The organism is Virgibacillus proomii (assembly GCF_900162615.1).
Lineage (GTDB): Bacteria > Bacillota > Bacilli > Bacillales > Amphibacillaceae > Virgibacillus > Virgibacillus proomii.
The window spans coordinates 2,458,749-2,485,586 of record NZ_FUFN01000010.1; the positions used below are offsets into that span (position 1 = coordinate 2,458,749).

General features: G+C 34.5%; 20 protein-coding genes. 7 read left to right on the forward strand and 13 right to left on the reverse strand.

Going from position 1 to position 26,838, the window contains the following annotated elements; all coding sequences use genetic code 11:
- Window positions 1–49: 49 nt before the first annotated feature.
- The 4 genes from bla to BN1066_RS18945 all read right to left on the reverse strand — a co-directional run bounded on the left by bla (window position 50) and on the right by BN1066_RS18945 (window position 6,306).
- Entirely contained in the window at window positions 50–946 is an 897-nt protein-coding gene (gene bla / locus BN1066_RS18930) for a class A beta-lactamase (RefSeq protein ID WP_077321281.1), read from the reverse strand.
- Window positions 947–2,537: 1,591 nt separating this feature from the next.
- The gene (locus BN1066_RS18935) at window positions 2,538–3,698 is read right to left on the reverse strand and encodes a glycerate kinase (RefSeq protein WP_077321282.1); all 1,161 of its coding nucleotides are present in this window, start codon (window positions 3,696–3,698) and stop codon (window positions 2,538–2,540) included.
- Between the two features lie 61 nt (window positions 3,699–3,759).
- The gene (locus BN1066_RS18940; RefSeq protein ID WP_077321283.1) at window positions 3,760–5,028 is read right to left on the reverse strand and encodes a GntP family permease; all 1,269 of its coding nucleotides are present in this window, start codon (window positions 5,026–5,028) and stop codon (window positions 3,760–3,762) included.
- 141 nt (window positions 5,029–5,169) lie between these two features.
- Window positions 5,170–6,306, reverse strand: a complete 1,137-nt coding sequence (locus BN1066_RS18945; protein ID WP_077321284.1) for a CdaR family transcriptional regulator — start codon at window positions 6,304–6,306, stop codon at window positions 5,170–5,172.
- A gap of 2,377 nt (window positions 6,307–8,683) precedes the next feature.
- Here BN1066_RS18945 and BN1066_RS18950 point away from each other — a divergent pair.
- A complete protein-coding gene (locus tag BN1066_RS18950; protein ID WP_245799828.1) occupies window positions 8,684–9,625 on the forward strand; it encodes a lytic polysaccharide monooxygenase in 942 nt (313 codons plus the stop codon).
- A gap of 404 nt (window positions 9,626–10,029) precedes the next feature.
- Here BN1066_RS18950 and BN1066_RS18955 read toward each other — a convergent pair whose 3' ends face one another.
- Window positions 10,030–10,383, reverse strand: a complete 354-nt coding sequence (locus BN1066_RS18955; RefSeq protein ID WP_077321286.1) for a hypothetical protein — start codon at window positions 10,381–10,383, stop codon at window positions 10,030–10,032.
- A gap of 249 nt (window positions 10,384–10,632) precedes the next feature.
- Window positions 10,633–10,977 carry a hypothetical protein gene (locus tag BN1066_RS18960; RefSeq protein WP_077321287.1) on the reverse strand — a complete coding sequence of 115 codons (345 nt, stop codon included), beginning with the start codon at window positions 10,975–10,977 and terminating at the stop codon, window positions 10,633–10,635.
- A 122-nt stretch (window positions 10,978–11,099) separates the two neighbouring features.
- Between BN1066_RS18960 and BN1066_RS21375 the strand changes: the two genes are divergently transcribed.
- The 4 genes from BN1066_RS21375 to BN1066_RS18970 all read left to right on the forward strand — a co-directional run bounded on the left by BN1066_RS21375 (window position 11,100) and on the right by BN1066_RS18970 (window position 12,809).
- On the forward strand, window positions 11,100–11,297 hold the full coding sequence (locus BN1066_RS21375; protein WP_425445290.1) for a S8 family serine peptidase: 198 nt from the start codon (window positions 11,100–11,102) through the stop codon (window positions 11,295–11,297).
- 214 nt (window positions 11,298–11,511) lie between these two features.
- Window positions 11,512–11,697: a hypothetical protein gene (locus BN1066_RS18965; RefSeq protein ID WP_077321288.1), complete on the forward strand. Its 186-nt coding sequence runs from the start codon at window positions 11,512–11,514 to the stop codon at window positions 11,695–11,697.
- A 1-nt stretch (window position 11,698) separates the two neighbouring features.
- Window positions 11,699–11,836, forward strand: coding sequence for a hypothetical protein (locus BN1066_RS21380; RefSeq protein ID WP_179104437.1), 138 nt, complete (start codon window positions 11,699–11,701; stop codon window positions 11,834–11,836).
- Window positions 11,837–12,584: 748 nt separating this feature from the next.
- Window positions 12,585–12,809: a helix-turn-helix domain-containing protein gene (locus BN1066_RS18970; RefSeq protein ID WP_010651078.1), complete on the forward strand. Its 225-nt coding sequence runs from the start codon at window positions 12,585–12,587 to the stop codon at window positions 12,807–12,809.
- A gap of 1,122 nt (window positions 12,810–13,931) precedes the next feature.
- On the opposite strand, the gene BN1066_RS18975 is transcribed toward BN1066_RS18970, so the two are convergent.
- Together BN1066_RS18975 and BN1066_RS18980 are read right to left on the reverse strand one after the other, a co-directional pair.
- Window positions 13,932–14,861: an ATP-binding protein gene (locus BN1066_RS18975; protein WP_077321289.1), complete on the reverse strand. Its 930-nt coding sequence runs from the start codon at window positions 14,859–14,861 to the stop codon at window positions 13,932–13,934.
- A gap of 321 nt (window positions 14,862–15,182) precedes the next feature.
- Entirely contained in the window at window positions 15,183–18,236 is a 3,054-nt protein-coding gene (locus BN1066_RS18980; RefSeq protein ID WP_077321290.1) for a DEAD/DEAH box helicase, read from the reverse strand.
- 300 nt (window positions 18,237–18,536) lie between these two features.
- Between BN1066_RS18980 and BN1066_RS18985 the strand changes: the two genes are divergently transcribed.
- The gene (locus BN1066_RS18985) at window positions 18,537–18,719 is read left to right on the forward strand and encodes a hypothetical protein (RefSeq protein WP_077321291.1); all 183 of its coding nucleotides are present in this window, start codon (window positions 18,537–18,539) and stop codon (window positions 18,717–18,719) included.
- A gap of 1,017 nt (window positions 18,720–19,736) precedes the next feature.
- On the opposite strand, the gene BN1066_RS18990 is transcribed toward BN1066_RS18985, so the two are convergent.
- The 4 genes from BN1066_RS18990 to BN1066_RS19005 form a co-directional block, all read right to left on the reverse strand.
- Window positions 19,737–20,177 carry an acyl-CoA thioesterase gene (locus BN1066_RS18990; protein WP_077321292.1) on the reverse strand — a complete coding sequence of 147 codons (441 nt, stop codon included), beginning with the start codon at window positions 20,175–20,177 and terminating at the stop codon, window positions 19,737–19,739.
- Between the two features lie 260 nt (window positions 20,178–20,437).
- Entirely contained in the window at window positions 20,438–21,202 is a 765-nt protein-coding gene (sdhB, locus tag BN1066_RS18995; RefSeq protein ID WP_077321293.1) for a succinate dehydrogenase iron-sulfur subunit, read from the reverse strand.
- Window positions 21,195–22,970: a succinate dehydrogenase flavoprotein subunit gene (sdhA, locus tag BN1066_RS19000; RefSeq protein ID WP_077321553.1), complete on the reverse strand. Its 1,776-nt coding sequence runs from the start codon at window positions 22,968–22,970 to the stop codon at window positions 21,195–21,197. Before sdhA ends, sdhB begins: the two co-directional genes overlap by 8 nt.
- A gap of 29 nt (window positions 22,971–22,999) precedes the next feature.
- Window positions 23,000–23,614 carry a succinate dehydrogenase cytochrome b558 subunit gene (locus BN1066_RS19005; RefSeq protein ID WP_216482329.1) on the reverse strand — a complete coding sequence of 205 codons (615 nt, stop codon included), beginning with the start codon at window positions 23,612–23,614 and terminating at the stop codon, window positions 23,000–23,002.
- 903 nt (window positions 23,615–24,517) lie between these two features.
- Here BN1066_RS19005 and BN1066_RS19010 point away from each other — a divergent pair.
- Window positions 24,518–24,955, forward strand: a complete 438-nt coding sequence (locus BN1066_RS19010; RefSeq protein WP_077321295.1) for a DUF2507 domain-containing protein — start codon at window positions 24,518–24,520, stop codon at window positions 24,953–24,955.
- Between the two features lie 78 nt (window positions 24,956–25,033).
- Here BN1066_RS19010 and uvrC read toward each other — a convergent pair whose 3' ends face one another.
- A complete protein-coding gene (gene uvrC, locus BN1066_RS19015; protein WP_077321296.1) occupies window positions 25,034–26,824 on the reverse strand; it encodes an excinuclease ABC subunit UvrC in 1,791 nt (596 codons plus the stop codon).
- Between the last annotated feature and the right edge of the window lie 14 nt (window positions 26,825–26,838).

Below are 26,838 nucleotides of genomic sequence, written 5' to 3' on the forward strand. Positions count from 1 at the left end.
TCATAGTATGAAGTTTTAGGAGAAACAGCAGATTATGAGCGAAAATTGTTTACTTTAAGATGCTAATTACTTTCTCAGTCGCTTTTGCGATAAGTTCATCGTTTGCTTCGGCATCTTCTTCATCTTGGCTGGAAAGAACAGCGAGAATAATAGGGTCTTCGTTAGGTGGCCAAATGATACCTATGTCATTACGGGTCCCATAAGACGCTGACCCTGATTTATCGCCAACTTCCCATCCTTTAGGGACTCCTGCCCGGATTAAATTATCTCCTGTTGTATTTCGCTTTAGCCAATCCACCAACAAATCCTGTTTCTCTTTTGTCAGAGCATCTCCAATAGTGAAAGAAAGCAGGCTGGTCGCAAGTGCTCTAGGAGTACTCGTATCTCGTGTTTCCCCTGGCTTTACCTGATTTAAATATGGTTCAATTCTTTCTGGGTTAGTCACATCGTCCCCTATGTCACGCAGTGCTTTCTTAAATCCTTCTGGCCCACCTATCTGTTCTAATATGTGGTTAGCTGCGGCATTATCGCTATATCGAATCGAAGCATCACTAATTTCCCTCCACGTCATCTGTTCACCTACATGTTTTTCAGTAATTGGGTTATAATTTACAAGATCATCTTCTTCGATCAGAATACCTTCCTCCAGCTTATTTATATCATTCTGCTGCAACAAAACCCCTACTGAAAGCACTTTATGCGTGGAAGCATAAGCAAACCGATCTTCTGCTCGATAAGATACAATTTGATTAGTACCAGTATCCAGTGCGTAAATACCGAGTTTCGCATCGTATTCTTCCTCTAGCATACGGAATATATTTTTTTCATTTGACGCTTTCCTTACTTCCTTTGATTCATCACTACTTACTTTCATCTCTTTGTCTACACAACCAACAAGAGCAACAAAGATAAAGAGTAAAGCAATAACTTTCCGTTTACGTAGCATATTTATCAAACCCTTTCCCTTTTCATTTTTTTGCTAAGCTATACATATAAATCAAAAAGCAATTAGTCTTTTTACTGAAAATCACCTCTTTGCAGTACATTATTATCATGTAAAGATATAGAATGAACCTTCAATTAGTAAGGCTTTTCCTTCATTCCTAACATCAAAGGCTGTAATCGCAACATCCTTGAAAAAACTATTTTTTCTGTGTGTGATGCCTAGTCATGGGGTCTTTCTTGTCTCTGAAAAAAGAAAATCTATTTTTCGTGTACAGTGTGATGCTGTCGAAGCTTTTCTGATTCTATGAAAATCGGTTTTTAGTTACCCTGATCCGTCACTAAACCTCTTCGTATTAACTTGTGAGACAAGAGTATTATGGTCACTTTAGATGTGGGATCAAATTTGATTACATTTGTAGTCTAATATTACATATGTAGTCCTGATTGTCAATTAAAATAAAAAACACACAATGCAAAATGCTTTACTGATTTTCAAATCAATGTAACATGATCCTTAAGGAGTGGAGTGGGGTGAGAGTGAGGGTCGGATACAAAGTGCTATTAAATACATAATGTTTGCGTCTTGCTTTTTATCCGGTATCCGAAAATCTTGTATATGAATGAGACGGACACACAACACCATCATATTATTAATCAACTATCAGTTCTTTTTGTCTTAGATACAGTTGAAACATATTGAGTGAAACAATTAACGATATGTTGAACAATAACAACAAAAAGATGAATCCTATGTCCTAAACAATACTCTTAAAGTCAAATTGCTTTCAATAAAAAAACAGGCTTCTATTTTGCAGGAAATGAACTAATCGTATTTTTCTGTCATCAACTACCTGCGTCTGAAAGGCTTGCTGCAAAGAAAAGCAAAAAAATCAAGTAAGGATATTTTTGCTTCTTTGCTCATTGCTGTTAAAAACCAGGCTTTCAAGGATATTAAAAAGTATGTTTAAAAAAGAAAAGTAAAGTACATAACTTTGTTCCTGTCTTGAAAAAAATGGTTTGTATATGGGATAACGAAAAACTTTTGACTTTCCGTACATCTCAATGCTAATTATGGTTGATAAAAAATGAAGAAAACAACCATTCGTGTTTGATAAGGATAATCGTAACTTTGATTTGCTGAAACACAAATTAGGCACACTCCGAGTATTTAACATAAAGCATTTACCCTAATGACTTTTCATCTCACCGTAATTTACATTGCAAACAGCTGTATCATCTTCCTAATCAATCTTCAACGTCTTTATAAAATTAATACATATCTTGTTCTGCAAATAGATTTTTTTACTCTTCTATCTTTACCGTTCGTGACTTAGACCCTAGAAATTATGCCTATACTGGGTAAACCTATAAAGAGGCTGAGCCAAAAGTATTTTCGTCAAAGAAAAATCCGAACAATGATTCAAAATTCTTCAGTTAGAATTCGAATTAGTTTGGATTTCTCTTTTTATAAGCTTCCTTATTCAGATAAACATTTGCATTTAGAGTTGATCTTTTTAATTATGTCGGGTCTCACTAAAATAACATTTTCTTTTTCTTCTCTTATGCCCAATTAAGCACCACACCAAGTGCGTTCATTCGACACAACTCGGTAAGTGACAGATACTGGCTACATTCCGTGCTACTCCTTCGAGGAATTCTACACCGTTCATGATAGCTTCTTCGAGTTGGCATGGTCCAGGAGTGATGCTGAACGCCGCATCAATACCGTGCTCAAAAACTGCTTCGTAACCCTTTCCTAGTGTACCGCAAAGGGCAATCACTTTTGGTACACCGTTTTGTTTTGCAGCTTTTGCTACTCCAATTGGTGTTTTTCCATAGATCGTTTGTCCATCCATCCTGCCCTCTCCAGTTATTACTAGATCAGCATTTGTCACACGATCAAAAAAGTTTGTTTCTCTTAACACAATATCAATTCCCCGTGTTAATTTAGCATCAAGTACCGCTAATAACCCCGCACCAAGACCCCCTGCAGCACCTGCACCAGGAATATCCTTCACATCCTTTCCGGTAGTTTTAGAAATTACTTCATGAAAATTTCGTAATGCATCATCTAATTGAACAATGATTTCCTCCGTTGCACCTTTTTGTGGTCCGTAAATGGCACTTGCCCCATTAGGTCCAAGGAGCGGATTATCGACATCGCACGCAACCTCCACCTCTACAGTCTTTAAGCGCGGATCTAAATTGGAAAGTTCAATCTCAGTTAGATCGATTAATGCTCCACCACCTCGAGCTATTGTCTTATTTCCGCTACCATAAATGATGCCACCAAGAGCCTCAATCATTCCTGCACCGCCATCATTTGTTGCACTACCACCAATTCCTAGTATAATTTTAGATACGCCTTTATCCAAGGCTGCTTTCATTAATTCCCCTGTACCAAATGTCGTTGTTTTTAATGGATTACGCTTTTCTTTCGGGACAAGATGAAGACCAGATGCTTCAGCCATTTCGATGATAGCTGTTGATCCATCACCAGAAATCGCATACGTTGCCGTTACCATTTTGCCTAACGGTCCAGTTACCTCTTTTTCATAGAGCGTTCCCTCTAATCCATCTGCTAAAGATTGGGTTGTTCCCTCACCACCGTCCGCCATCGGTATTAAATCAATTTCAATAGAATCCTGGTAAACAGAGCGAAATCCACGTTCAATAGCCTTCGCTGCTTGTTTTGCTGTCATGCTTTCTTTAAATGAATCCGGAGCTATTACAATTTTTGTTTTTGCGTTCATAATCTCTCTTCCTTTCTGTCCTTGCTGAAACAAGCATACTTACAACAACCAATCTAACTGTCTATAAAAACCACTGGAAGACACCGTAAATCAACGTTGAAACCACCGCCATCGTTATACCAACTAATGATTCATATGGGATTAGTTTCAAACGTTCTTCAATTTGCATTCCAACACTTCCTGCAGTTGCGTGAAAGAAACTACCATGTGGCATATGATCAAGCACTGTTGCACCTGCATGGATCATTGCTGCCCCGGCCAAACCTGCTACCCCTGATTCTAGAATCGTATTTCCGAAAACACTACTTGCTACAGCAGAACCTGCTGTTGTAGATGCTGTTGCCGCTGACATGAACACACCCGAGATTGGTGCTAAGGCAAATGCTGGTAAACCTAAGTTTTCCAAAATCCCGACTAAAGCCGTGTCCAGTCTTGAATTAGTAATTATCCCTGCTACTGCCCCTGTTCCAATTAGCAAGATTGCAACCGGTGCCATTTTAGCTAATCCGCTCTTTATATACTCATTCGTGCTACGCCATTTCCCCATTGCCACAACGCCTACTAAACCGCCTACAGGTAATGCAATCATTGGATCAACATTTATATTAAATAGCGGTCGTAACACAAGTAATAAAATGGCTACAATTGGAGCTAGTGCAGCTGTATATATAGAAGGTAAAGATTCAACTGTAGATTGCTCGATTTCACTCACCTGAATAGCAGTACCTTTAGTAGAGACTCTTTTTGCTATTAGATAGGTTACAGTAAGTCCAAAAATTGCTGGAATAATCCCCGCTGCCATTACGGAAGTTAAAGATACATCAAATGCATCAGAAACTGCAATCGTATTCGGGTTTGGGGACATGATATTTCCAGCTTTACCTCCACCGATCATGGCAATTAGAATTGCAAACCTTGAAAGTTTTGCTTCTAATGCTATAACAAGTGCAATCGGTGCCACGGTAATAACTGCCACATCCACAAACACACCCACTGCTGTCAAGAGCATGGTTGCAATTGCCAAAGCAAGCAATGCTTTTGTCTGACCAAATTTATAAACAATTGTCTGTGCTAACTTAGATGCTGCACCTGACTCGATCAGCACTCCAGCTAATACACCAGCAGCTAAAATTCTCAGTACGGCTGGCATAATACCTTGAGCTCCATCAATCATTAGACTAACCGTTTCTACTAAGTTCGCACCACCTACAAGACCACCTACAATTCCACCAGCAACTAGTCCATAAACAGGTGGTACTTTTTTTAAAATCATGACAATTGCTACTAATAATCCAATAATTGCTCCTAATGCACTTACTTCAATATCCATTATATTTCCTCCTCGTTGATAGAATGCAGTAGTACGTTTAATACATCTATATCTATTGTAAGTGTAAAACATATAGCGGGTCATTGTGCGAATGAACACAAAGAAGGCGTTTTCATTTTTGTGTTTTATGCAAATGCACTATCATATCGATAACTGATAAAGAATTTGTCCTATTTTTAGTTCAATAAGGTCTTGTAAATTCTTTGGGTTCTTTCCAGTGATCTCATAAATCTTATCCAACCTATATGCTAATGTATTCCGATGAATAAATAACTTATCTGCAGTTTTAGCCATCTCCCCATTTTCTTTAACGTAAGTAGTAAATGTTACGTCTAATGATTTACCATCACTTGCATCCAATAGTTTTTTATAAATAGCACTAATTTTCCCCGCTTCCTCTCTTGCTTCATTTAAAAAGCGGTAACACAAAATGGATATTCCTAATGTGTGTTGATTCCAAACACCGCCTTCTGGATATAAAGCTTTTGCAGTATCTTTAATGATCTGTGCTGTTTGGAACGATTGTCTCCATCCTAAGAATCCACTTGCAAATGATCCTAATGCTATTGTTAAATTTGAAACCGGAGCATGAGGTAATTTTTTCTCTATCAATTCTTTTAATTTATCATCTGTATCTAAATATGGCATCTGTTGCTTTTTTAAGATAACAAATTGATTCGTGTACAGATGAACCATCTCGTCTCCTTTTGTTACCAAAGTCGTTGCCCATTTTTCTATTTGTTTCACCGGTTGGACATTTGTTGTATGAAAAGGAACGGACACGAGGATAATTGCAAACGTCTCATTTGTATTTATTTTTAGTGATCGCGCCCTGTCTAATATGTACGCTTTTTCTTTATCAGACCCTAATAGCAAATGGGAAATAACATCATCACGCATTCTGGCATTTCGATCTATTTCTCTTGTTAAAAAAGCCTGTTCCAACGTTAGTTCGGCTCCCATTTGCACCAATTTGGAAAAACCTCTGATCTTCTCTGGTTCACCAGTAATACCAATGACACCAACAATATCGTCGTGAAATCGAATTGGTAAGTTAATCCCAGGCTTTGTACCCTCCCACTGGTTCGCTTCACTTGAGTTAATCTCTATTGTTAATTTCTGTTCAATTGCTTTTCGCGCTCCGTTGTGAAGTTGCCCAATACGCCCGATATCTCCCGAAGCAAGAATCGTCCCTGTTCTATCCATCACATTGACATTCAAATCTAGTATAGACATGGTTCGCTTCACGATCTCTGAGGCAAGCTGCTCTGTTAACATAGGAAAGACCTCCTTCTAGATAATTAAAATATCTTTAAAATGCTCTTGTTTCTGTAAGTTTCTAGATTATGATAATTGGCATAATGGGAATAATGGATCTACTGATTTAATCAGATACAATTCCTAACCATCATCCACACTAACGGCCTAACTAGCTGTACTTGGAAAAACAAACGTTACCGGTACGTCTAATCTCCAAGCAACCCATGACCGCTCATCCCCCATATTTTTGCCAAATTGAGGTATATTTATAAATTATTCTACTTGAGATAGCATTCATATCCTTGGAGATCATTTTAAAAATTATTTGCTGAAGAACCTATGATAGGGAATTTACAACAAGCAAATCTAAGGGGTTGTACAAGTTAGCATTCTACCATTAAAAAAATACAAACCAAGTTAAATAAGATCCCTCCTAATTTTACTTTATTATATATGGATATCGTAATAAAGATAAAAGGAGTATATAAATGATAACTCACCGAGTGAAAAATTTAGATAGATAGAGACAGGAAAACAGCAATGTTGTAATTGTTAGGTACATAAGGCTTTTGTGAGGCAGCTCACTCCCTTTAGAGTTATCAAGACCTAAATTGTAAAAAGTCATTAAAAATAAAAGCGAGACTAATTAGATAAAGTCAAAAGCTATAGGTGACAATTTCAATTTCCTTTTTAATAAAATTTAGGTATATAACCGAGAAACTTGATGATATATTATTTTTAAAATAAATCATCGAGCTTCTTTGTAAGTTTCACCAGTTTGCAGTAAATGGAATATAACCCTTATTAAAGTTTCTTAGCTACATGACTAAGTACTACGTTATAGCGTTTACCCTAAGATAGTTTTTTCTCATCATATACTTTGAGTATTGAGAAAAAAATGTAATTAATCGTGAAGTATGATACACCCGCCCAGCAGAGATGTTGAATCTTAAGCCTATGGGTTCCTCGTAGCGACAGGTTCTTCTGTAAGCTACATGTAAGATAAATGTTGTATCTATAAACTTCATATAAAGCGAATCTTCATCCATATTCGGGTTTTTCATCCCTCAGTAACGGTTCAGTGAGCGAGTTGGGACTTAGGGACCGTTATCTCCCTTAGACTTTTTATATTGCCTTCCACTTTACAGCAGCTGATATCCAAAACAAAAAAAGAGCTTTTTAGCTCTATTATATACCCATTAATTGATTTACTTGTTGTAAATTTTTGTCATTCCGACTTGTTCCTGATCAAACTTATTAAAAATATGTAATACTTGTGGTTTGCCTTCTGATGTTAATTTCATTGTAACACCCCGACGATCTTTCCTATCATGTACTTGTTCGATAAGTCCTGCCTTTCTAATTTATCACACAGATCGCCACAGTTGCACAGGCGTTACATTACCAAACTCTGTAATCTTTGTTACCATCCACTAATGTTTAATTGCACCAGTAGAACGTGTTGACTTGGCGACAGTTTTTGCCCTACAGCAAGCATATCTGCAAACTGTTTGAATTTATGTTGAATCTTTACAATCTCTTCTATTATTGTTTCTATATGTACCATTAAATATTTTAATAATTAAATTATTTAATAGGGTAAAAGTCACTTTCGAGAAGAGTTCCCCTTACTGAATGAACTAAAATTAATCCAACACGTATTTATGACAAACAAATATGTTATTTTGGATAATTGTTGAGTATATTTTGAATAATCCCCCTAGTAGCAATGCACCTGTTACTAGGATAATGACATATCTCGCAATATCCGTAGAAAGGTCGTGTATAGATCGTGCAGCTATTCTTAGTAATTTTAAAGTATCTTACAATCCAACAGATCGAAACGAAGCGATGAACAGAACGATTTCAAATAAAGTCCGGAAAAATATCCACGGTATCATCCGAGTCGTGACAAGTAATAAACAGTTATTAAGGTTTTTATAGTTTTCCATCTTCTACATACAAAAATTAATCTGTTGGCAATATTCCAATAATTATTATAGATCTGAACAGTTCGCATATATAGTTTTCAAATCACCTCGATCATTATTTGTTTATAAACTTGACAAGATTTATTGTAAGATCATGTTACCTTCATTTCGTAATGATAATACTGTTTTTTAAAGAATAAGTTCCACTTAATATTTCCTCAAAATATGCTAAAAAACAACATTAAAATATTAAAAAATACATTATAACCTATATTTTTTCGCCAAAAATATCAATGAAAATTAAATTAATTAGATTTTATAACAAAATCTTCACAAAAATATCATTGTAATTTCTTCTATTTTCTGTATACTTAAAAGCGAAATATTACCAACTTTATACAATAAGTTAATCATTTTCCAAAGTATATGTTGGTAATTATATGAATAGAAGGGAGAGATCAATTTTGGCGTTTAGAGTTTCACTTTCAAAATCGTTGTTTCTTTTGAGTAGTATTTTTATCGCAATTATTATTATGTTGGCATTTTCAAATGAGGTATCTGCTCATGGCTATGTCGATTCCCCTAAAAGTAGAGCATTACTCTGTAAAGAAGGGGTTAATAAAGGTTGTGGAGCTGTGACTTATGAACCGCAAAGTGTGGAGGGACTAGGTAATTTCCCTAGTGAAGGGGTGCCTGATGGGAAAATCGCAAGTGCCGGTGGCAAATTTCCTGAACTTGATGAACAATCATCTATTCGTTGGGCAAAAAACCCGATAAAAAGTGGGATGAATACATTTACTTGGACTTTAACCGCCCCTCATGCTACAGAAAAATGGGAATATTATATTACAAAAGAGGGTTGGGATCCTAATCAGCCATTAAAGCGTTCCGATCTAGAATTATTCTGTACAGTGAATGATGGCGGAAAAGTTCCAGGATCTAAAGTAAGTCATAACTGTTCTGTACCAAAACGTACTGGGTATCATGTAATCCTTGCTTATTGGGAAGTCTATGATACTGCTAATGCTTTTTATAGTATAATTGATGTTGATTTCGGCGGTGGTTCGAATACCCCTACTGAACCCCCATCTGATTCAGATGAAATTGCTGCTTGGGAACCGACCAAAGTATATGTAAATGGAGATAAAGTTTCTTATAATGGTGCCATTTACCAAGCTAAATGGTGGGTACAAAATGAAAAACCTGATCAATCTCTAGCTTGGAAATTAATAAGCAGAAGTGATTCTGATAATTCCGCTGAGGATAGCCGCATCCTTCCGTGGGATCCGGACAAAGTATATCTTTCCGGTGATAAAGTAATCTATAATAACGTTGTTTATCGAGCTAAATGGTGGACGCTAGGTGATACTCCTGATTCCAACATCGTTTGGGAAGTTTCAGATTAATATGTTCTGAATATAATCAGCACATTATTGATGAAGAGACTCAGAATAATGTGCTGATTTGTTTATCTAAGTAAAATTTATTAGAGGCAGGATTTTTACAAATTCATTTATTCCGTAGAGGCTTATTCATCACTTCACTGTTAAAGTTGTTATTGGAACGAATTAAAAGGTAGAAGAAAACCATTCTAGCTATTGATATAAATACTCTTTACTTTAGACATCTAACTTAAGTTGTAAACTCCTAAAGTAGGATACTGGATGCAAACTTTTTAATAAAAAAACGTTGAATAAAGAAATCACTTTGCTCAACGTTTTTTAGAAATAAAGTATATAACCTTGTATTATTTATATCATGCCATTTATCAACTCTCGTATTGATTTCGTATACAAATAGTAATGATAAATCATTCATCCATAAGAAATTCTAAGTTATCTAGATCTAAGTCCAAACGTTGTAATTGTTTCAGTAAGATTTCTTTTTTTACATTTCCGTTTTCTTGAAATTTTTTTGGATAATATTCTGGATGAGCAACGATTGCTCCATTTTCAATCCATTTTTTTCGATATAATTGAAAAGCAGCATCTAACATCTCTTTAGGTGTTACAATGTAGCCTAAGCCCACTTCATGATCTTCACTAAAACCATATTCAAACCCACAGCAATCGCAAGAATCATATGAGCCTACACCATTTTCATCAAACGCTTCTTCTTCTAACCCATCATGACCACACACGGGGCAAAGGTATTTTTCATTCATTTTTTCATCTCCTTGAGCATTATTGATTATCAAAATATTATTTGCAGCTTTTTTATTAGCATATTTAGGTTTGAAAAATGTAATAATTTTATCATCTTTAGTTAAAATTAACTATTTACTTGACAGGGGGCTATTTGACACTTACGGAGATTGACTTACAGCTTGCCAAAAATATTACACTTAGACAAACTGTCTTTACAATAAACTGTTTGAATAGAATAGCTCCCTTACTGACAAGGGAACTATTCATTATAAAAAATAAAACTTTTCTATTGGTAGGTTAAGACGTTTTAGCTGCTTTATAATTATTTCTCGCTTTACCTGTCCGTTATCTTGATATTCTTTAGGGTACTCCTCTGTATTCGCTACAAAAGCGCCTTCTCCAATCCATTGTTTACGATATAACTGAAAAGCAGCTTCCCTCATTTCTTTTGGAATAACAGTATAACCTAAATCCACATCATTATCTTCACTCACTCCAAACTCAAAACCACAACAACTACAATCTACAAAACTGCCATAATCGTGCTCATTATAAGGTGCTTTTTCTAAACCGTCACACCCACATACTGGACAAATGTATGATTTGCTCATTATATCAAATCCTTCCTATTGATCTTTATAGTATTTAATTCCTCGTTTAGGTTTAAAAAATGTTTGTATAACATCATTCTTATCTATAAATAATATTTCGTTTGTTTTCTTGTTATATTTTATTGTCATTCCATAAACAAGAAAGTTTAAGTGGTACTTCTTTTGCAGCTACGCATGCCACAGGTGTCATTGCTAAACTATTAAAAGCTAAAAAAATTAACAAAAACGATTATTACGAAAAATTAATAGAGTTTGCTGACTTACCAGGAGGAAAAAGGGACTCTTCTTATAGGTATGGACAACTTAAAGATAGCAATTAAGTAAGATTATGGTTTATTTGATTTTATGTAAAAATGGGTTATTATATAGCAAAGCAAAGGGGCATAATAATGAAAAAGATATTTATAAAAATATTACTATTTACATTTATATTTAGCAACATAGTACCGCATATTACAGAAGCGCAATCATTAGAAAATAATATTAAAGATAAATTTAATCACGGGAGATAAAAAAGTAACTCTTACAGAAGAATTGGAAGATAAAGTAGAAATCAAAAGCTATATTTCCAGTAAAGATGAAATAGTGGTCAACAATAATGTAGATACTAGCGATGTGAAAGTTGATAGTAAAATTAATTTAGGGATAGGGGAAAATTCAACTGTTTTAACAACCATTGAAGAAACAGATACGGGAGAAATAATAGATTATAACTTTTGATGTGGAAATAACAAGTATTAATAGAGATGATTTTACTGCTGATTTTACTGCTGATTTTACTGCTATTATTACTGATCTTGATACTGGCGAGAAGTATGATGTTAAACTGCGGAAGTACAAGCTTCATGGTATCCTTTAGTAGTCATAGCAATTCATGTAGCTAGGCATGGTATTAAATGAGCTATAAAAAAGTATGAGAAGAAGGCTAGCGGTAAACATTATCTAAGTTAAAGTTTCCTAATTTTAAATGTTAAATAGAATAAACATAAACGGGAATTTACAAAAGGTCTAACAAAAGATGGTTACAAACGAAGAGCTTAAAGTTTAGCTGGATCAAGAGTAAAAATGTATTGTCTAAAAAAAGAAAAAATATGAAAACGTGTTATCAATATCGGCAGTAGATCAAAATATGACAATCTTTAAATATGCAGCTTCTTTTTTCCCATTCCACTGTAACAGCCGATGTTTTCAGTCATTCAAAAAAAAGAGCTAACTCATGGAAAACTACGAGTACATAAAGAACAAGAACGGAAAAAAGAAATGGGGGAAAATATAAAAAGTGTTGTGAGAACGTTAAGTAAAACATATTCATATGAATGTCCATATTGAATCATTATATTTATTGAAAGCTTGTTCAGTAAACGATTCATTACTTTTGAACCATGTACACATTCCGATTGAAAATTAATTGATTTACGTCGATTCTCGGCTACACTTTTTTAAGAATATAAGTAGCAATTAGGTTACTCATTTTAAACATTTCTAGGGAGATTCCTGTTACTCTTGACAAATGTACGCACCGTTTATTTGCTTCATCATAAGCTATTATTGACTAAATAATTTCCCTTCATTATGCAGCTCTATTGACAGCAAGGAGGGGTTACCATTTGAAGGACAACGAGTATAAACCGAAGCAATTACTAACTAAACGGGAAAAAGAAGTATTCGAACTATTAGTACAAGATAAGACAACTAAAGAAATTGCCCAGGAATTATTCATATCAGAAAAAACAGTTCGAAATCATATTTCAAATGCTATGCAGAAGTTAGGAGTTAAGGGGCGTTCACAGGCTGTTGTAGAGCTCCTTCGCATGGGGGAATTAAAGCTCTAAATCAACACGGCTTTCCGCTATGGAAAGCCGTGTCTGCTATAGTCATAAATACACCACTAATATATATTTAAAGAAGTTATTCGTTAAATCTTTACATCAAACATACACTAAAATGTAGTTTTGCGTTCTGCATAATTTTTTATCTTTATTTTTTCAAAAAATTTAATGGGCATTCATCTTATCTGTGCTTTGCGCTTGCATTCTAAGAAGCAACTTTCTCCCAATTCAATAAAACCCCTATCTTATGCAATCACTCCATTCACTTATTCAATTATTGTCTATTACAAAAGACATAAACGAATCGATACAATTCTAGTTTTTACTGTTCCAAACAAAGCTAGTATCATTGCTTTACTAGCTTGCCTATTTTTGCATGAATATCGACAAGTCTTCCTCGTCCTGTTAAAGCTATTTCTTGTTTGTCGCCCAAAACCATATATTGAATGTCAACAGATGATCTGCCGACATAATACGCTTTTACATATACATGGATAGTTTGATCAAAGCACAATTGCTTTAATAAATCACATTGTAGATCTTTTTAAGTCACCTTTAAAAGTGCTTATTAAGCAGTCTTCGGTAACTTCTGTAATTTTGACTGTAATTTCAATTGAATTAGATTTATCGAAACATTATAATCATACTTTCAAGTAACTCTAAATTTTTTTTGCTTAGACTCCTATCAAACAGAATTCTTAACGCGTAAATTAAATTGGTTTTACCAACATCATTAGACCTATAATTAACGTTTGATTAGCAAATTTTATTGTTTCATCTTAGAAGTTTCTAAATCCTCTTATTATAATCTATTCAATTTTGATAAAATACCTCTCCTTTATTTTTACGTACTATTTCTTTTGTAATAAGAAACTTATCCTTATATCTTTTATACTAATATGTCATTAATCACAAAAATAAAAATCGTCTAATGCAAATTTTATCCAAATAGACAAAATATCACGATATATAACTTAAAATATTAGATATACAACAGAACTGAACTGTACCTAATTGGTGAAATAAAAAACATTCATTCAAAAACAATAATTCTTATTAAATTGATTTTTTAGCTGTGCTAACTCTTCAACGATCTGAACCGATTGTTCTGATTAAAAAAACTTATCATATAATCTTCCATTTGAATTCTATCAAATCAGAATTAGCACCATGAGACTCAGAATCAATATTAATAAAGGCTAGTAGCGCAAATTTCCCCATTCTATTTACTATAACCGCTAAATCACTTGTCTCGTATCTCCTTAACCTATCTGTGAAATCCAATTTTTCAAAAGCTATTTCTTGGTATCTATCAAATAAATAGCCTTTATTTTTAATTCGAGATACTTGTATGCCGTAATCATTATATACTCTTGCAACTCCATTATTTGCTACATCAAATTTGATTTTAAATTCAAACAACCCTTCTCCTATCGTAAATTTCCCATTATTGTTAGAGGGATCTATTTTTTCTTTTCCTTCACTATCCTTATTTTTATATATTACTTCTGACTTTAAAGCATTTTTATCTAAGATATTCTGATATATTTCATTAACGTTCGATTTTTTAATGAATTTTTTTAATATTAACTTCTCTCTTGTTTCATTGTTTAAGGAAATGTTTATACTTCCTTTCCTTATAAATGAAGTTCCCCTACAATACTTTTCATTATCTTTAGCTATGGTATACGGTCTTTTAGCGTTAATCTTATCTATAAAAATATACCCTATGGTTTTGTTTTCTATAAATACTTGTCCCGTCTCAATTTTGGGTCTAGGTTCTATAAATTCAAATAAGTGCTGATATTCATTATCGTCTCGCATATTTCGTTCTAATCCTTTAACATAAAATTCTTTCTCAGCTATTCCTAATATTATAAACTTATGTTCACCAAAAGCTTCTTCACTATTTAACATTGCTATAATGTCTTTGATCATTTCCCATTTACTTTTTGTACCAAGATCATACTCTTTTACTTTATAATCAAGAATACATTTTTCATTAGTTTTATCGCTTACAATTTTTTTAATTTTATCTTCTATACTATATGACATTAATATCACCTGTATATTTATTTTAAATATTGATTCCTCAACAGTCTGGCTGTTTTTGCCGCAATTATATTACCTTTTAAGTTTACTTCATTTGCTTCTTTATCTTCGTTCCATTCAATTGGGTTATCTTTAATCATAATTTCTATACTCGTTTTGCGTTACCAGAGCAACTTTCACTAACAAATTATTAAATAGTAACTACAGAATAAATCATTTTACAACTAAATGTTGAAGAACCTATTTACCCCCATTTCTAGAACAAATAAAGGCTGATCACTTAATTATATGGTCATCCGATTCATGAGAGCATGCTTCAAAACATTAAATACCCTTTACTAAAGAATGAACTTTAAAAACTTCAATATTTCTTGCAATGGTTTTATAATATTCTTTTTTTGAAAGACGTTTATAATCTCCTACCATGTAAAATTCTCTTTTCGCTCTTGTCACAGCCACGTTAATTAGATTAGGCTTAGAGCATGACCAGTCGGCAGCACTATCGCTATCTTCATCTGTTCCAGCTACAAAATAAACAATATCTGCCTCCCTGCCCTGGAATGTATGAACAGTTCCGATTGATTTAATGATCCAGCTACTTATATCTCGATTCGGAATACCTTCTTGCTTTAAGCGTGCTCTTACAATGTTCTTTATACCGTCTTTTACAGCAGTAAAAGGGGTGATTACATATATATCAGGAGGCTCTATACCATTTTTCCATTGTAAAGCGATCTTTTCCGCAACAAAGTATGCTTGTTCTTCTACAAATTGCCGATTAGTTGCACTACCTATACAATGGAACCATGCACTTTCCCCAACCTTTTCCTTTTTAGCTAAAACCATTTTATTATCATAAGCAATTTCATTAGAAATGGTAAACATTGGACTTGAACACCTTCTATGAACCCATAAAGGAATTCCAATCCACTGCCCATACTTATTATATACTCCAAATCTATTTGCATTATCTGCAATAGATTGTACTGAGGAGCCTTTATCAATATAAATAGAATCCACATCATAGTATTTTTTTATGTCTCCTAAAACCGTTTGATCAATAGTTACGACTGGTTCTATTTGAAGTGGATCTCCAACTACAATAGCATTTTTGGAACGCCACAATGCTCCTGCTGCCTGCTGTGGACTAGCTTGTCCGGCTTCGTCGATAAACAAATAATCAATAAAATCTTTGCTTACTCCTTTGTACATTGAACTAAAACTTGCAAAAGTTGTACTTATTAATGGAGTTATCAAATGAACAGCTTGCCAAGCATATTCCAAGTATCTTCTATGTTCACTCTGGTTTAAATCTAACTGAGTTCGAAAATTTAATAAACGGAGGTTAGATCTTATCGCTTTGTAGTTGAATATTAAAACCAACTTATGAATTTTCATTGCTTTTAAAAATAACAATCCTCTTTCATAGTTTAATTCATCAGTGACCCAAATTGCTTTTTCTTGCCTATAATCATATGCAGAATCACTCCAATATTCTTCATCAGGTAGCACTAAATTTTGATCTGCATATTTTTCCATTACACGATAATAGTAATCTATTTTATTTTTTTCATCCTGAATATTTTCTTGTGCTACATACTTTTTTAAGTTCAATTGACGTAAACTATCTACTTCTTTCTCGATTTTTGAATTAATCTCTATTAAGTCAGCTTCTAACTGTAATATTTGCGCATTCTTTTTACGAAGCACTTTACTAATTACTCTCTTTAAAAGCCCTTGTCCTGAAGCTGTTTCAAACTCTTCTTCTAATAATGTTTTTCTTTCTTGATAATGTTCTAGTTTTTCTTCTACTTTCTTCTCTTCCTCTTCTATATTTAATAAAGTTTTCTTCATTCTATCTAATTCGCTTGTTAAATTATTAATAAATTTACTCTGATCACATATAAATTGAAGTTCTTTTTTCTTTGCTTTAATAGACCTTAGTGTTACTTGAAATTCATTAACAGCTTTTTTCCAATCAGACTTGCTAATGTTTTTACTATCTTGTTCTAATTGATTTATGAAACTATTCTCATCTTTATTATAAAGTTTATTATAATAGCTCGATATATTCTCCTTTTTTCCCATTGCAGCAGAAAACAGCCCCCACACATTTTCGCCATTTCCCATTAACTCTTTTGCAGCAATTGGATACATATTTAACTGTTTTGCTTCATCAGCATAGAGTTCTTCAAATGCTTTAAACTTATCCTTTTCGTCAACTTTACGAATAACTTCCCCTTCTTTTGGAAGGTCTTTAGAAATATTTTCTACTGCACCATTATTACTTGAAGCTACAACCATTGAATAATTTCTAATTGATTTTTCCATCTCATAGATTGGATAATTGAAGCCATCTAAATGAAGGGTTTTCAACTTTTGAAACGCTTTTGTTGGATCTTCTAAATTAATCATGGCTTCCGCTCTTTCAACCATGATATGAGCAAAAATATCTTTTAATAGAGTTGTTTTTCCTGTTCCTGGAGGCCCATTGACTGAATGCACCTTTTCATTCATATTTATAATTTGGTTAACTGCAACCTGTTGCATCAAAGACAACCTATGTTCAACTTTTGAAGGCCACCTACCATTCGGTAAATATTTAGGCTGTAATATTTCTTCTATAACCTCCCTATTTTCATCGATGATAATTCTATTATTAGAATCTACCCCTTCGATGAACTTATATAAAGTCTCATTAGTTCCTTTTCGAATAATATTTTCTAAATCATTTAAAAAGAAGCTGTTGAAACTAATTTGACCACTACTGCCTTCTTTTATAATCTCTTTCTCCACATAATGTAGCGATTGGTTTTCTAGTAGAAAAAAATACTGCCGATATGTATCTAAAGCTTTATTGAGCGAATATTCATCTACTCCTCCTTTAAAAATAGCATCTACTTTGTCTTCAAACAATTGTAATTTATCATCAAATGTTGTCTTAATCTCATCGTATACTATATGAGCTTTTTTACTCATTATCTTAGTTGCATACATTAAAATTGGAACAAAAATTGAGCCCTTTATGTACTCGCCATTTTGATCAACCAAAAAGGAAAAGCTAAAAAGAATTGTTTTGTCTTTGTTGATAAGTTCTTCATTATTTTGCAGTAAATTACGTAAATACTCAACTAGTTTATATTGTTGAAAGCATCCCAAATAATATCGAAATTGTAGTTTTTCTTTACTAGCCTCTTTTAATTTCACCTGCTCCCACGGTTTATCTGACAAACTAATTTGTTCAGTTTTACGATGCTTTTTCTCGTCTGCAAAATGATTTTTGCTGATCACTTTTCCAATACTATTCACCTTACTTGGAGACAAAGATTCAACTAGTTTCCAAGCCTCTAAAACAGATTTCACATCTTCTTTCCGCATTGTTTCACTCCTAAATATTCTTCCTTCCCAATTGAAAGAATTGTCTACTTAATAACTTAAATGCATTATATCAAATTTCCAGTTGCAGGAATATAGCTAGGTATATTTATCTATTGAAAAACCTTTACCTTAGAAAAGAATATGTCATCCTCTTATCTTGATGATGTCACTTTTTTAATCATAAATGAACTTCTGTTTACTTACTTGTAAATCTTAATGATGGCATGAGAAATAGTGGTATCAAGCCTTTATTTTAAAAAACTGTCGCTATGTCGATGTATTAAAAAAGGTTTAACTATAATGGAGGGTGGATCGGTTGAGTTGGATAAAGCAGATAGTAAATCAATTAATTTTCAATCGGAATGTGTACATGGTTTAAAAGTAATGAATCGTTTATTGAACAAGCTCTCAATAAATATAATGATTCAATATGGACATTCATATGAATATGTTTTATTTAACGTTCTCGCAAGGGGTGGGTAATTAAAAACTCACTCCTATTTATGTTACTCCTGTATTAATATATTTGCATGGATGATGTAGTAACACTACTTTCATTCGAAGCGATCGAAGCGTTGAATCCAAATATATTACGGATTTAATCACTTTGGTCTGATTGTTAAACCCTTCAACATAACTGTTGTTTAGTTCAAATACTAAGCTATTGAGGATTTCTTTATGCAGTTATCACTAGCATTACATAAATAAATAATAATATTCAGTTAATTTATTTCTATAATTTGGATCCAAAATTCAAACCCTGAATAATGACGCACTTTCCATTTTAAAAATATACAATTAACATAAGATAACAAACGGCAACATCTTCAAACTGCCTAATCCAGACGTCTAGGATGGTTTCCACGCTAATTTTTAACCAGTGAGTGATTCGCAGTAGTGATTTTTTGCTTTTCATCTCCAGTTGGATAAGAACACGTAAGCAGTAGTATGTAATGAGCGCTAAAAATACTTGATTCAGTACAGCATTTAGTATATGCTATAAAAATGCTTTATTTCTAAATGTTGCTTCATCATTTAAAAAAGAGTTGTCGGGTAAAGGACTGTCGCAGCTTCCATTATGGATCATTCTCCAGCCCTTCCCCATAAAAACTGCTAGCGAGGTTTTCCCTCAAGCTATTAACTTAAGAAGGCCTCATCATTATATACACCCCGGATTTGTGCTATTTCCAATCGCCAGAAAACTCCATACCTTTGTAAACTACACACCAGATAATCAAGCCGGCAAAAATAGTAAATGTAAGCGTTAGGAGTAAGCTAGTAACACAACAAAGCGATGCGATTTTCTTGCATTGATTGCCCTAAATAGATTTGGAAAAACAACACTTTCATATAAATAAATGATTAAAGATGGTGATTAAAATGACACTAAAGCCAATTAAAAATCTAGTACATGTTGTATAGCACTTTTTTTCGCAAAATATTAAATTTCGGTATATTGAAAAATCCACTCATTATAACTTTAATATGAGCTGCTTCTTCTTATTGATGTAGAAGAGCTTCCTTCATTGATTCTTCTAGCGGCACTGGCTTACCTGTCTGGACATGAATGTATACTAGTCTGCCGCGTCCAGTAAGTGCGATTTCCTGTTTGTCATCTAAAACCATGTAGTGAATATCTGCTGATGTATTTCCTACATGCTGAGCTTTTACATAAACATGAAGTGTTTGATCAAAATATACCTGTTTTAAATAGTTACATTGTAAATCAGAAACTACCGGAATAGCTTCTATTTCACCTGAACTATTAAATAAGCCTAGTGACTTTAAATATTCGATTCGTGCTTGTTCAAAGTAGATAAATGAAGCAGTATTATTCATATGACCAAATAAATCTGTTTCTGAAAAACGAACCTTTATTGGAATGAAAAACGTAAATGTTGAACGCCATTTATCTACATCCTCTATGTATGAAATTCTCATGAGTACCTCCCTCTCCTATTTGACTACTTTGGTAACCTGAACATCTAAACAATTTACTTACCCAAAACTAACTGAACATTCAATCTTCATTATTTATATATTACTTGTTAATAAACAACAAGTCTAACACATACCTAAAGCTAAGCAATTTCCCACCTACATATAATAAACTTTGAAACATGGACTTACTTATAAAACTTTCACCATGTGTAAAAAAACGGCCCCGGCCGCTTTTGGCAGGGGCTCGTTGTATAATGATATTAAAGTGCGCTGTCACTTCCAAAAAAGTTTTTAAACGCTTGAATATTTGTTGCCCGGTTCATGGCTGCAATGGAAGTAGTTAAAGGAATACCTTTCGGACATACTTGCACACAGTTTTGTGAATTACCGCAACCGTCTATACCGCCATCTTCCATTAGACCATTTAACCGTTCGCTGGCATTCATGGTACCGGTTGGATGTGCATTAAATAAACGAGCTTGGGATATAGCAGCCGGACCAATAAAATTAGACTTATCATTGACGTTTGGACAAGCTTCTAAACAAACCCCACACGTCATACATTTGGATAATTCATAAGCCCATTGACGTTTCTTTTCCGGCATACGTGGACCAGGCCCCAAATCATGTGTACCGTCAATCGGAATCCAAGCTTTAACTTGTTTTAATGCATCAAACATGCGCTCCCTGTCAACAATTAAGTCCCGGACTACCGGAAATGTTGACATGGGCTCTAAGCGAACTGGTTGGTCTAGTTTATCTACAAGTGCCGCACACGACTGTCGAGCCACGCCATTGATAACCATAGAACAAGCACCGCAAACTTCTTCTAAACAGTTCATATCCCATTGAACTGGTGTTGTTTTCTCCCCATTTGCATTAACTGGATTTTTACGAATTTCCATTAATGCAGAAATAACATTCATATTTGGCCGATATGGAACTTGAAATGTTTCTTGATAGGGGGCAGAATCTGGACTGTCTTGTCGAGTAATGATAAACGTAACTGTCTTATTCTCAGCCATTTTTACTTACTCCCCCTTCACTTTTCTTCGTATAATCACGCTTACGTGGCTTAATCAGAGAAACATCAACGTCCTCATAGGAAAATTTAGGTGAATTTTTTTCGAGATCAAATTCAGCGATCGTTGTTTTCAACCAGTCTTCGTCATTACGATCTGGAAACTCTGGTTTGTAATGAGCTCCACGACTTTCATCTCGGTGGTAGGCACCTAGTGTTACAACACGGGCTAGCTGAAGCATATTCTTCAGTTGACGGGTAAACATTACTCCTTGGTTGCTCCACCGTGATGTGTCATTAATATTAATATTCTCAAAGCGCTCCATCAATTCTTGGATTTTCTCATCTGTTTCTAATAGTTTTTTGTTTTCACGAACAACGGTTACATTATCAGTCATCCATTCTCCAAGCTCTTTATGAATTTGATAAGCGTTTTCGTCGCCATCCATCTTCATTAATTTTTCAAAGTTATCCTGTTCAACCTTCACATTTTCTTCGAATAAGCTGGATGACAGATCATCTACATGTTTATCTAATCCTTCAATATACTTGATTGCACTTGGTCCGGCAACTGCTCCTCCATATATAGCAGATAATAAAGAGTTAGCACCTAATCGGTTAGCGCCATGCATAGAATAGTCACATTCACCTGCTGCAAATATTCCTGGAACATTTGTCATCTGATTGATGTCTACCCATAGTCCGCCCATGGAATAATGCACTGCAGGGAATATCTTCATCGGTACTTTTCGCGGATCTTCACCAACAAATTTTTCATAAATCTCAATAATTCCGCCGAGCTTAATATCAAGCTCTTTAGGGTCCTTATGTGATAGATCAAGATAAACCATATTCTCTCCATTAATACCTAGCTTTTGGTTTACACAAACATCAAATATTTCTCGTGTAGCAATATCACGTGGTACCAGATTACCGTAAGCTGGGTATTTTTCTTCTAGGAAATACCATGGTTCTCCATCTTTATATGTCCATATTCTGCCGCCTTCTCCACGGGCAGACTCACTCATTAATCGTAACTTATCATCACCTGGTATAGCGGTAGGATGAATTTGAATAAATTCACCATTCGCATATTTTACACCTTGTTGATACAGTTTACTTGCTGCTGAACCAGTATTAATCATGGAGTTCGTAGATTTACCAAAAATTATTCCCGGTCCGCCAGTAGCAAAAATAGTAGCGTCAGAAGGAAATGCTTTTATTTCATGTGTTTTTACATCTTGCGCAACAATTCCTCTTCCAACACCCTCTTCATCAATAATCGCCCGTACGAATTCCCAGTTTTCATATTTTGTAACAAGTCCTTCTACTTCAAAACGACGAACTTGTTCATCAACTGCATAAAGTAATTGCTGCCCTGTAGTCGCTCCTGCATATGCTGTTCGGTGCATTTGGGTTCCACCAAAACGGCGGAAATCAAGTAGACCCTCCGGTGTACGGTTAAACATAACACCCATGCGATCAAACATGTGAATGATCCCAGGTGCTGCATCACACATCGCTTTTACCGGTTGCTGATTCGCTAAGAAGTCACCACCATAAACAGTATCGTCAAAGTGAAGCCAAGGAGAATCACCTTCCCCTTTCGTATTGACTGCACCGTTAATTCCACCTTGAGCACATACTGAGTGAGAGCGCTTTACGGGAACAATAGAAAAAAGATCGACACTAACGCCTGCTTCTGCTGCTTTTATCGTTGCCATTAAGCCAGCCAAACCTCCGCCGACTACAGCAACTTTTCGATTACTCATCACTGTCACTCACTCCCTGTTCCTTTAAATTAAACACCGTATGCAAATGTGATTAATGTCCTTACACCGACATAGCTTAAGGCTAAAAAGACGATCAATGTTGCGTATGTAACAACTTTTTGCGACTTTGGTGTTTGCGTAATCCCCCAAGTAACGCAGAAGCTCCATAGCCCATTTGCAAAATGAAAAATAGTAGATAAAACACCAACAATATAAAACCAAAACATAAACGGATTGGAAAGAATTCCTTCCATGAGACTATAGTCTGCACCCTCAGACCACAATTGTATTCTAGTCTCCCATACATGCCATACAATAAAGACAAACGTAATAATACCCGTTACGCGTTGTAATAAGAACATCCAATTACGGAAAAAACCATAATTTCTCGTATTGTTTCGTGCTACAAAAACAATATAAACTCCTAAAATAGCATGAAACAAGATAGGCAAGAAAATAACTACTATTTCTAAGAGTGTGCGAAATGGTAGATTATGCATAAAATCCGCTGCTTTGTTGAAGTTTTCTTCGCCGTAAACAGCAAAATGATTCACCACTAAGTGTTGAATCAAAAATACCCCAATTGGAAGTACGCCTAACAACGAGTGAAGTCTTCTAGTTAAAAACTCACGATGTTCTGTCAATGTGTTCCCCCCTTTAGTTTGATCTGTAATAAGCATCAAATTGTTGTACGTATTTAGTAGTCAACCCTACGCCTCTCAAAAAAGGAAAGTACAGCGAGTTGACATTAGTACAATTGCGACATGTTTATTGTACTTCTTACAGATGGAAGCGTCAAGAAAACGGTACCTATAGACGTTTATTTCTAAATTTAGTACAAAATTCCCATTAGAGAGTACTTTTCAAATCATTTATACTGTATAAAAATCTTCGGCTAATTACAAGATAAATAGGTGTTAAATAAAGTGAAACTTCATTTCTTGGAATACCTTTCCCAAGAAATGTTAGTTGAACGAATCGGGCATTTAGGTGCCGTTTTCTCCCACTTAGACCTTTTGTACAACTCAAGATTTTGATGGGGGAGGTTTACGGCACCTTACATGCGGGATAAAGCATAACTTTTATTCTATTAGATGCTCTATTTCAATTATTTATTTTCATTTAGTTGGTGAAAGTATGACAACGAATAAAAACATAACTTTTATGTTGGATGATGAGATATATTAAGCAATAGTTTTTAGGAGTGACTAAAAATGTGGGTAAAATCATACTCTTCAGATACGAGAACATACTAGTCCTCAGGTTCAAAAACATAGTTTAGCAGCTTTATTCATATATGGTAAACTAATATGTAGTAAATTAGTTGTTTACTTGCACGTAAAGAAAGGATAAAATTTTGCGTAGAAGTTCTTTGGTATTATAAAAAAATATTGCTTGGCATAGAAGTATAACTAGCAGGTCATCACCTGCGAGGGGCTTGTGCTCGCCCATTTTTCTTTGCAAGAGTATGCGTAATGATAGATAATGTAAGATGAGTTTTTGCCTAACTGAAATGATTTTTTAGAGAATTAGAGAGGATGACATTCATGACTTATAAACAGGATACATCAATATCCGTTAAAGAATTAGAAAATTTACATACAGCAGGTGCTGGCTATGATATTTTACGCTATGTAGGCCTACCAGAGTTACTGGGAAAGGAATCTCATACTCTCTTATATTTTATGGGAAGAAAACTGGCAAGAAAGTTTCACAAAGAAACAACGGAGGATATTGTACATATCTTTGCACATTTAGGATGGGGAAATCTTGAATTAGTGAAACTAAAAAAGAAAGAGATGACGTTCCAATTAATGGCTGATTCTGTTGTACAGCGGTTGAAAGCCCCTTTCCCTGCCGATTTTCGTTTGGAGGCTGGGTTTTTAGCTGAATCTTTACAGCAAATTCAAAAGAGGGAATGTGAATGCATAGAATCCATTCACTCACGAATTCATCAAGTAGAATTTAAAGTAATATTTTCTTAATAGATGCAGCTATATTTCCTACTAACTTATTTTCTTAACGAATAGATGAAGCAGTAGTTTACTAATTGGATTAGAGAACTACTGCTTTTCTAATGGAGTTTGATTTAAATAAGCTTTAATACCTGTTGCTATGTTTTTTGGAATACCAAGTCGAGTAAAATCATCCAAATCGGCTTCTTTGATCTCGTTGATCGTTTTAAAGTGGGTTAATAATAGCTTTCTTCGTTTCGGACCAACACCTGGTATTTTATCCAATTCAGACTGAACTATATTTTTTCCACGTAATTGCCGGTGAAAAGATACTGCAAACCGATGTACTTCATCCTGAATTCTCTGAACTAAATAGAATTCATTCGATTTACGATCTAAATCAACCACTTTAGGTGGAGAGCCATATAATAATTCACTTGTCCTATGCTTATCATCTTTAGCTAGACCGCATAATGGAATATCAAGTCCTAATTCATTTTCCAAAACATCCAAGGCAACACTCATCTGACCCTTACCTCCATCGACAATAATTAAGTCAGGTAAAGGAAGCTTATCTTGCAGCACTCTTGTATACCTTCGTCGAATTACTTCACGCATTGTTTCATAGTCATCGGGACCATCAACATTACGAATCTTATATTTTCGGTATTCTTTTTTATCCGGCTTACCATCAATAAACACCACCATGGCAGAAACTGGGTCAGTCCCTTGAATATTCGAATTATCAAAAGCCTCGATTCGATGGGGGGTTTCAATATTTAATATTTCACCTAACTTCTCGACAGCAACAATTGTTCTTTCTTCATCCCTCTCAATGATAGAAAACTTTTCATGTAATGAGATCCGAGCATTTTCTTTTGCTAGTTCAACCAACTCTTTCTTCCTGCCCCGAAATGGAGTATGAACATCAACTTCTAATAAATCTTTTAATAAATCAACGTTCGTCCCAACCGGAACAAGAATTTGTTTTGGTTTTAGATGATTTTGATGCAGGTAAAATCTCCCAATGTAACTGATAAACGTTTCTTCAGCTTCATCGAAAAAAGGAAAGATAGAAACATCTCTTTCAATCAGCTTTCCTTGTCTAATGAAAAATACTTGAATGCACATCCAGCCCTTATCATAACTATAAGCAAAAATATCGCGATCAGTCCGATCATTTAACGACACTTTTTGCTGTTCCATCACTGATTCAATATGCTGTATTTGATCTCGCAGTTCCTTTGCTCGTTCAAAATTTAATTCTTCACTTGCTTGATGCATTTTCTTTATTAATGCTTTTTTTATAGTTTTGTAGCCACCCTGCAAGAAAGAAGTGACATTCTGTACAATCGCTGCATACTCTTCTTTCGTTGGCGGATGCTCACTGCAAGCATAACATTGTTTCATATGATAATAAAGACACGGTCTACCTGGGGGATTATTACATTTTCTCAATGGATAAAGGCGATCCAGAAGTTTTTTCGTTTCTCTGGCAGCAATAACATTGGGATAAGGTCCAAAATATTTTCCTTTATCCTTTTTCACCCTTCTTGTAATTAATAATCTCGGATGCCGTTCAGATGTAATTTTTAAATATGGATATGATTTATCATCTTTCAGCATGACATTATATTTAGGGTCATATTTTTTAATTAAATTCATTTCTAAAATAAGCGCCTCAATTTCAGAAGACGTTACAATATACTCAAAACTGTCAATTTCTTGTACTAAACGTTGTGTTTTACGATCATGGGCACCGGTAAAATAAGAACGAACACGATTTTTTAAAACCTTCGACTTCCCTACATAGATTACTGTTTCATGTTTGTCTTTCATAATATAACATCCAGGCTTAGCAGGAAGTACTGCTAGCTTATCTTTTATTTTCTGATTCATTACTTCCCCATTCC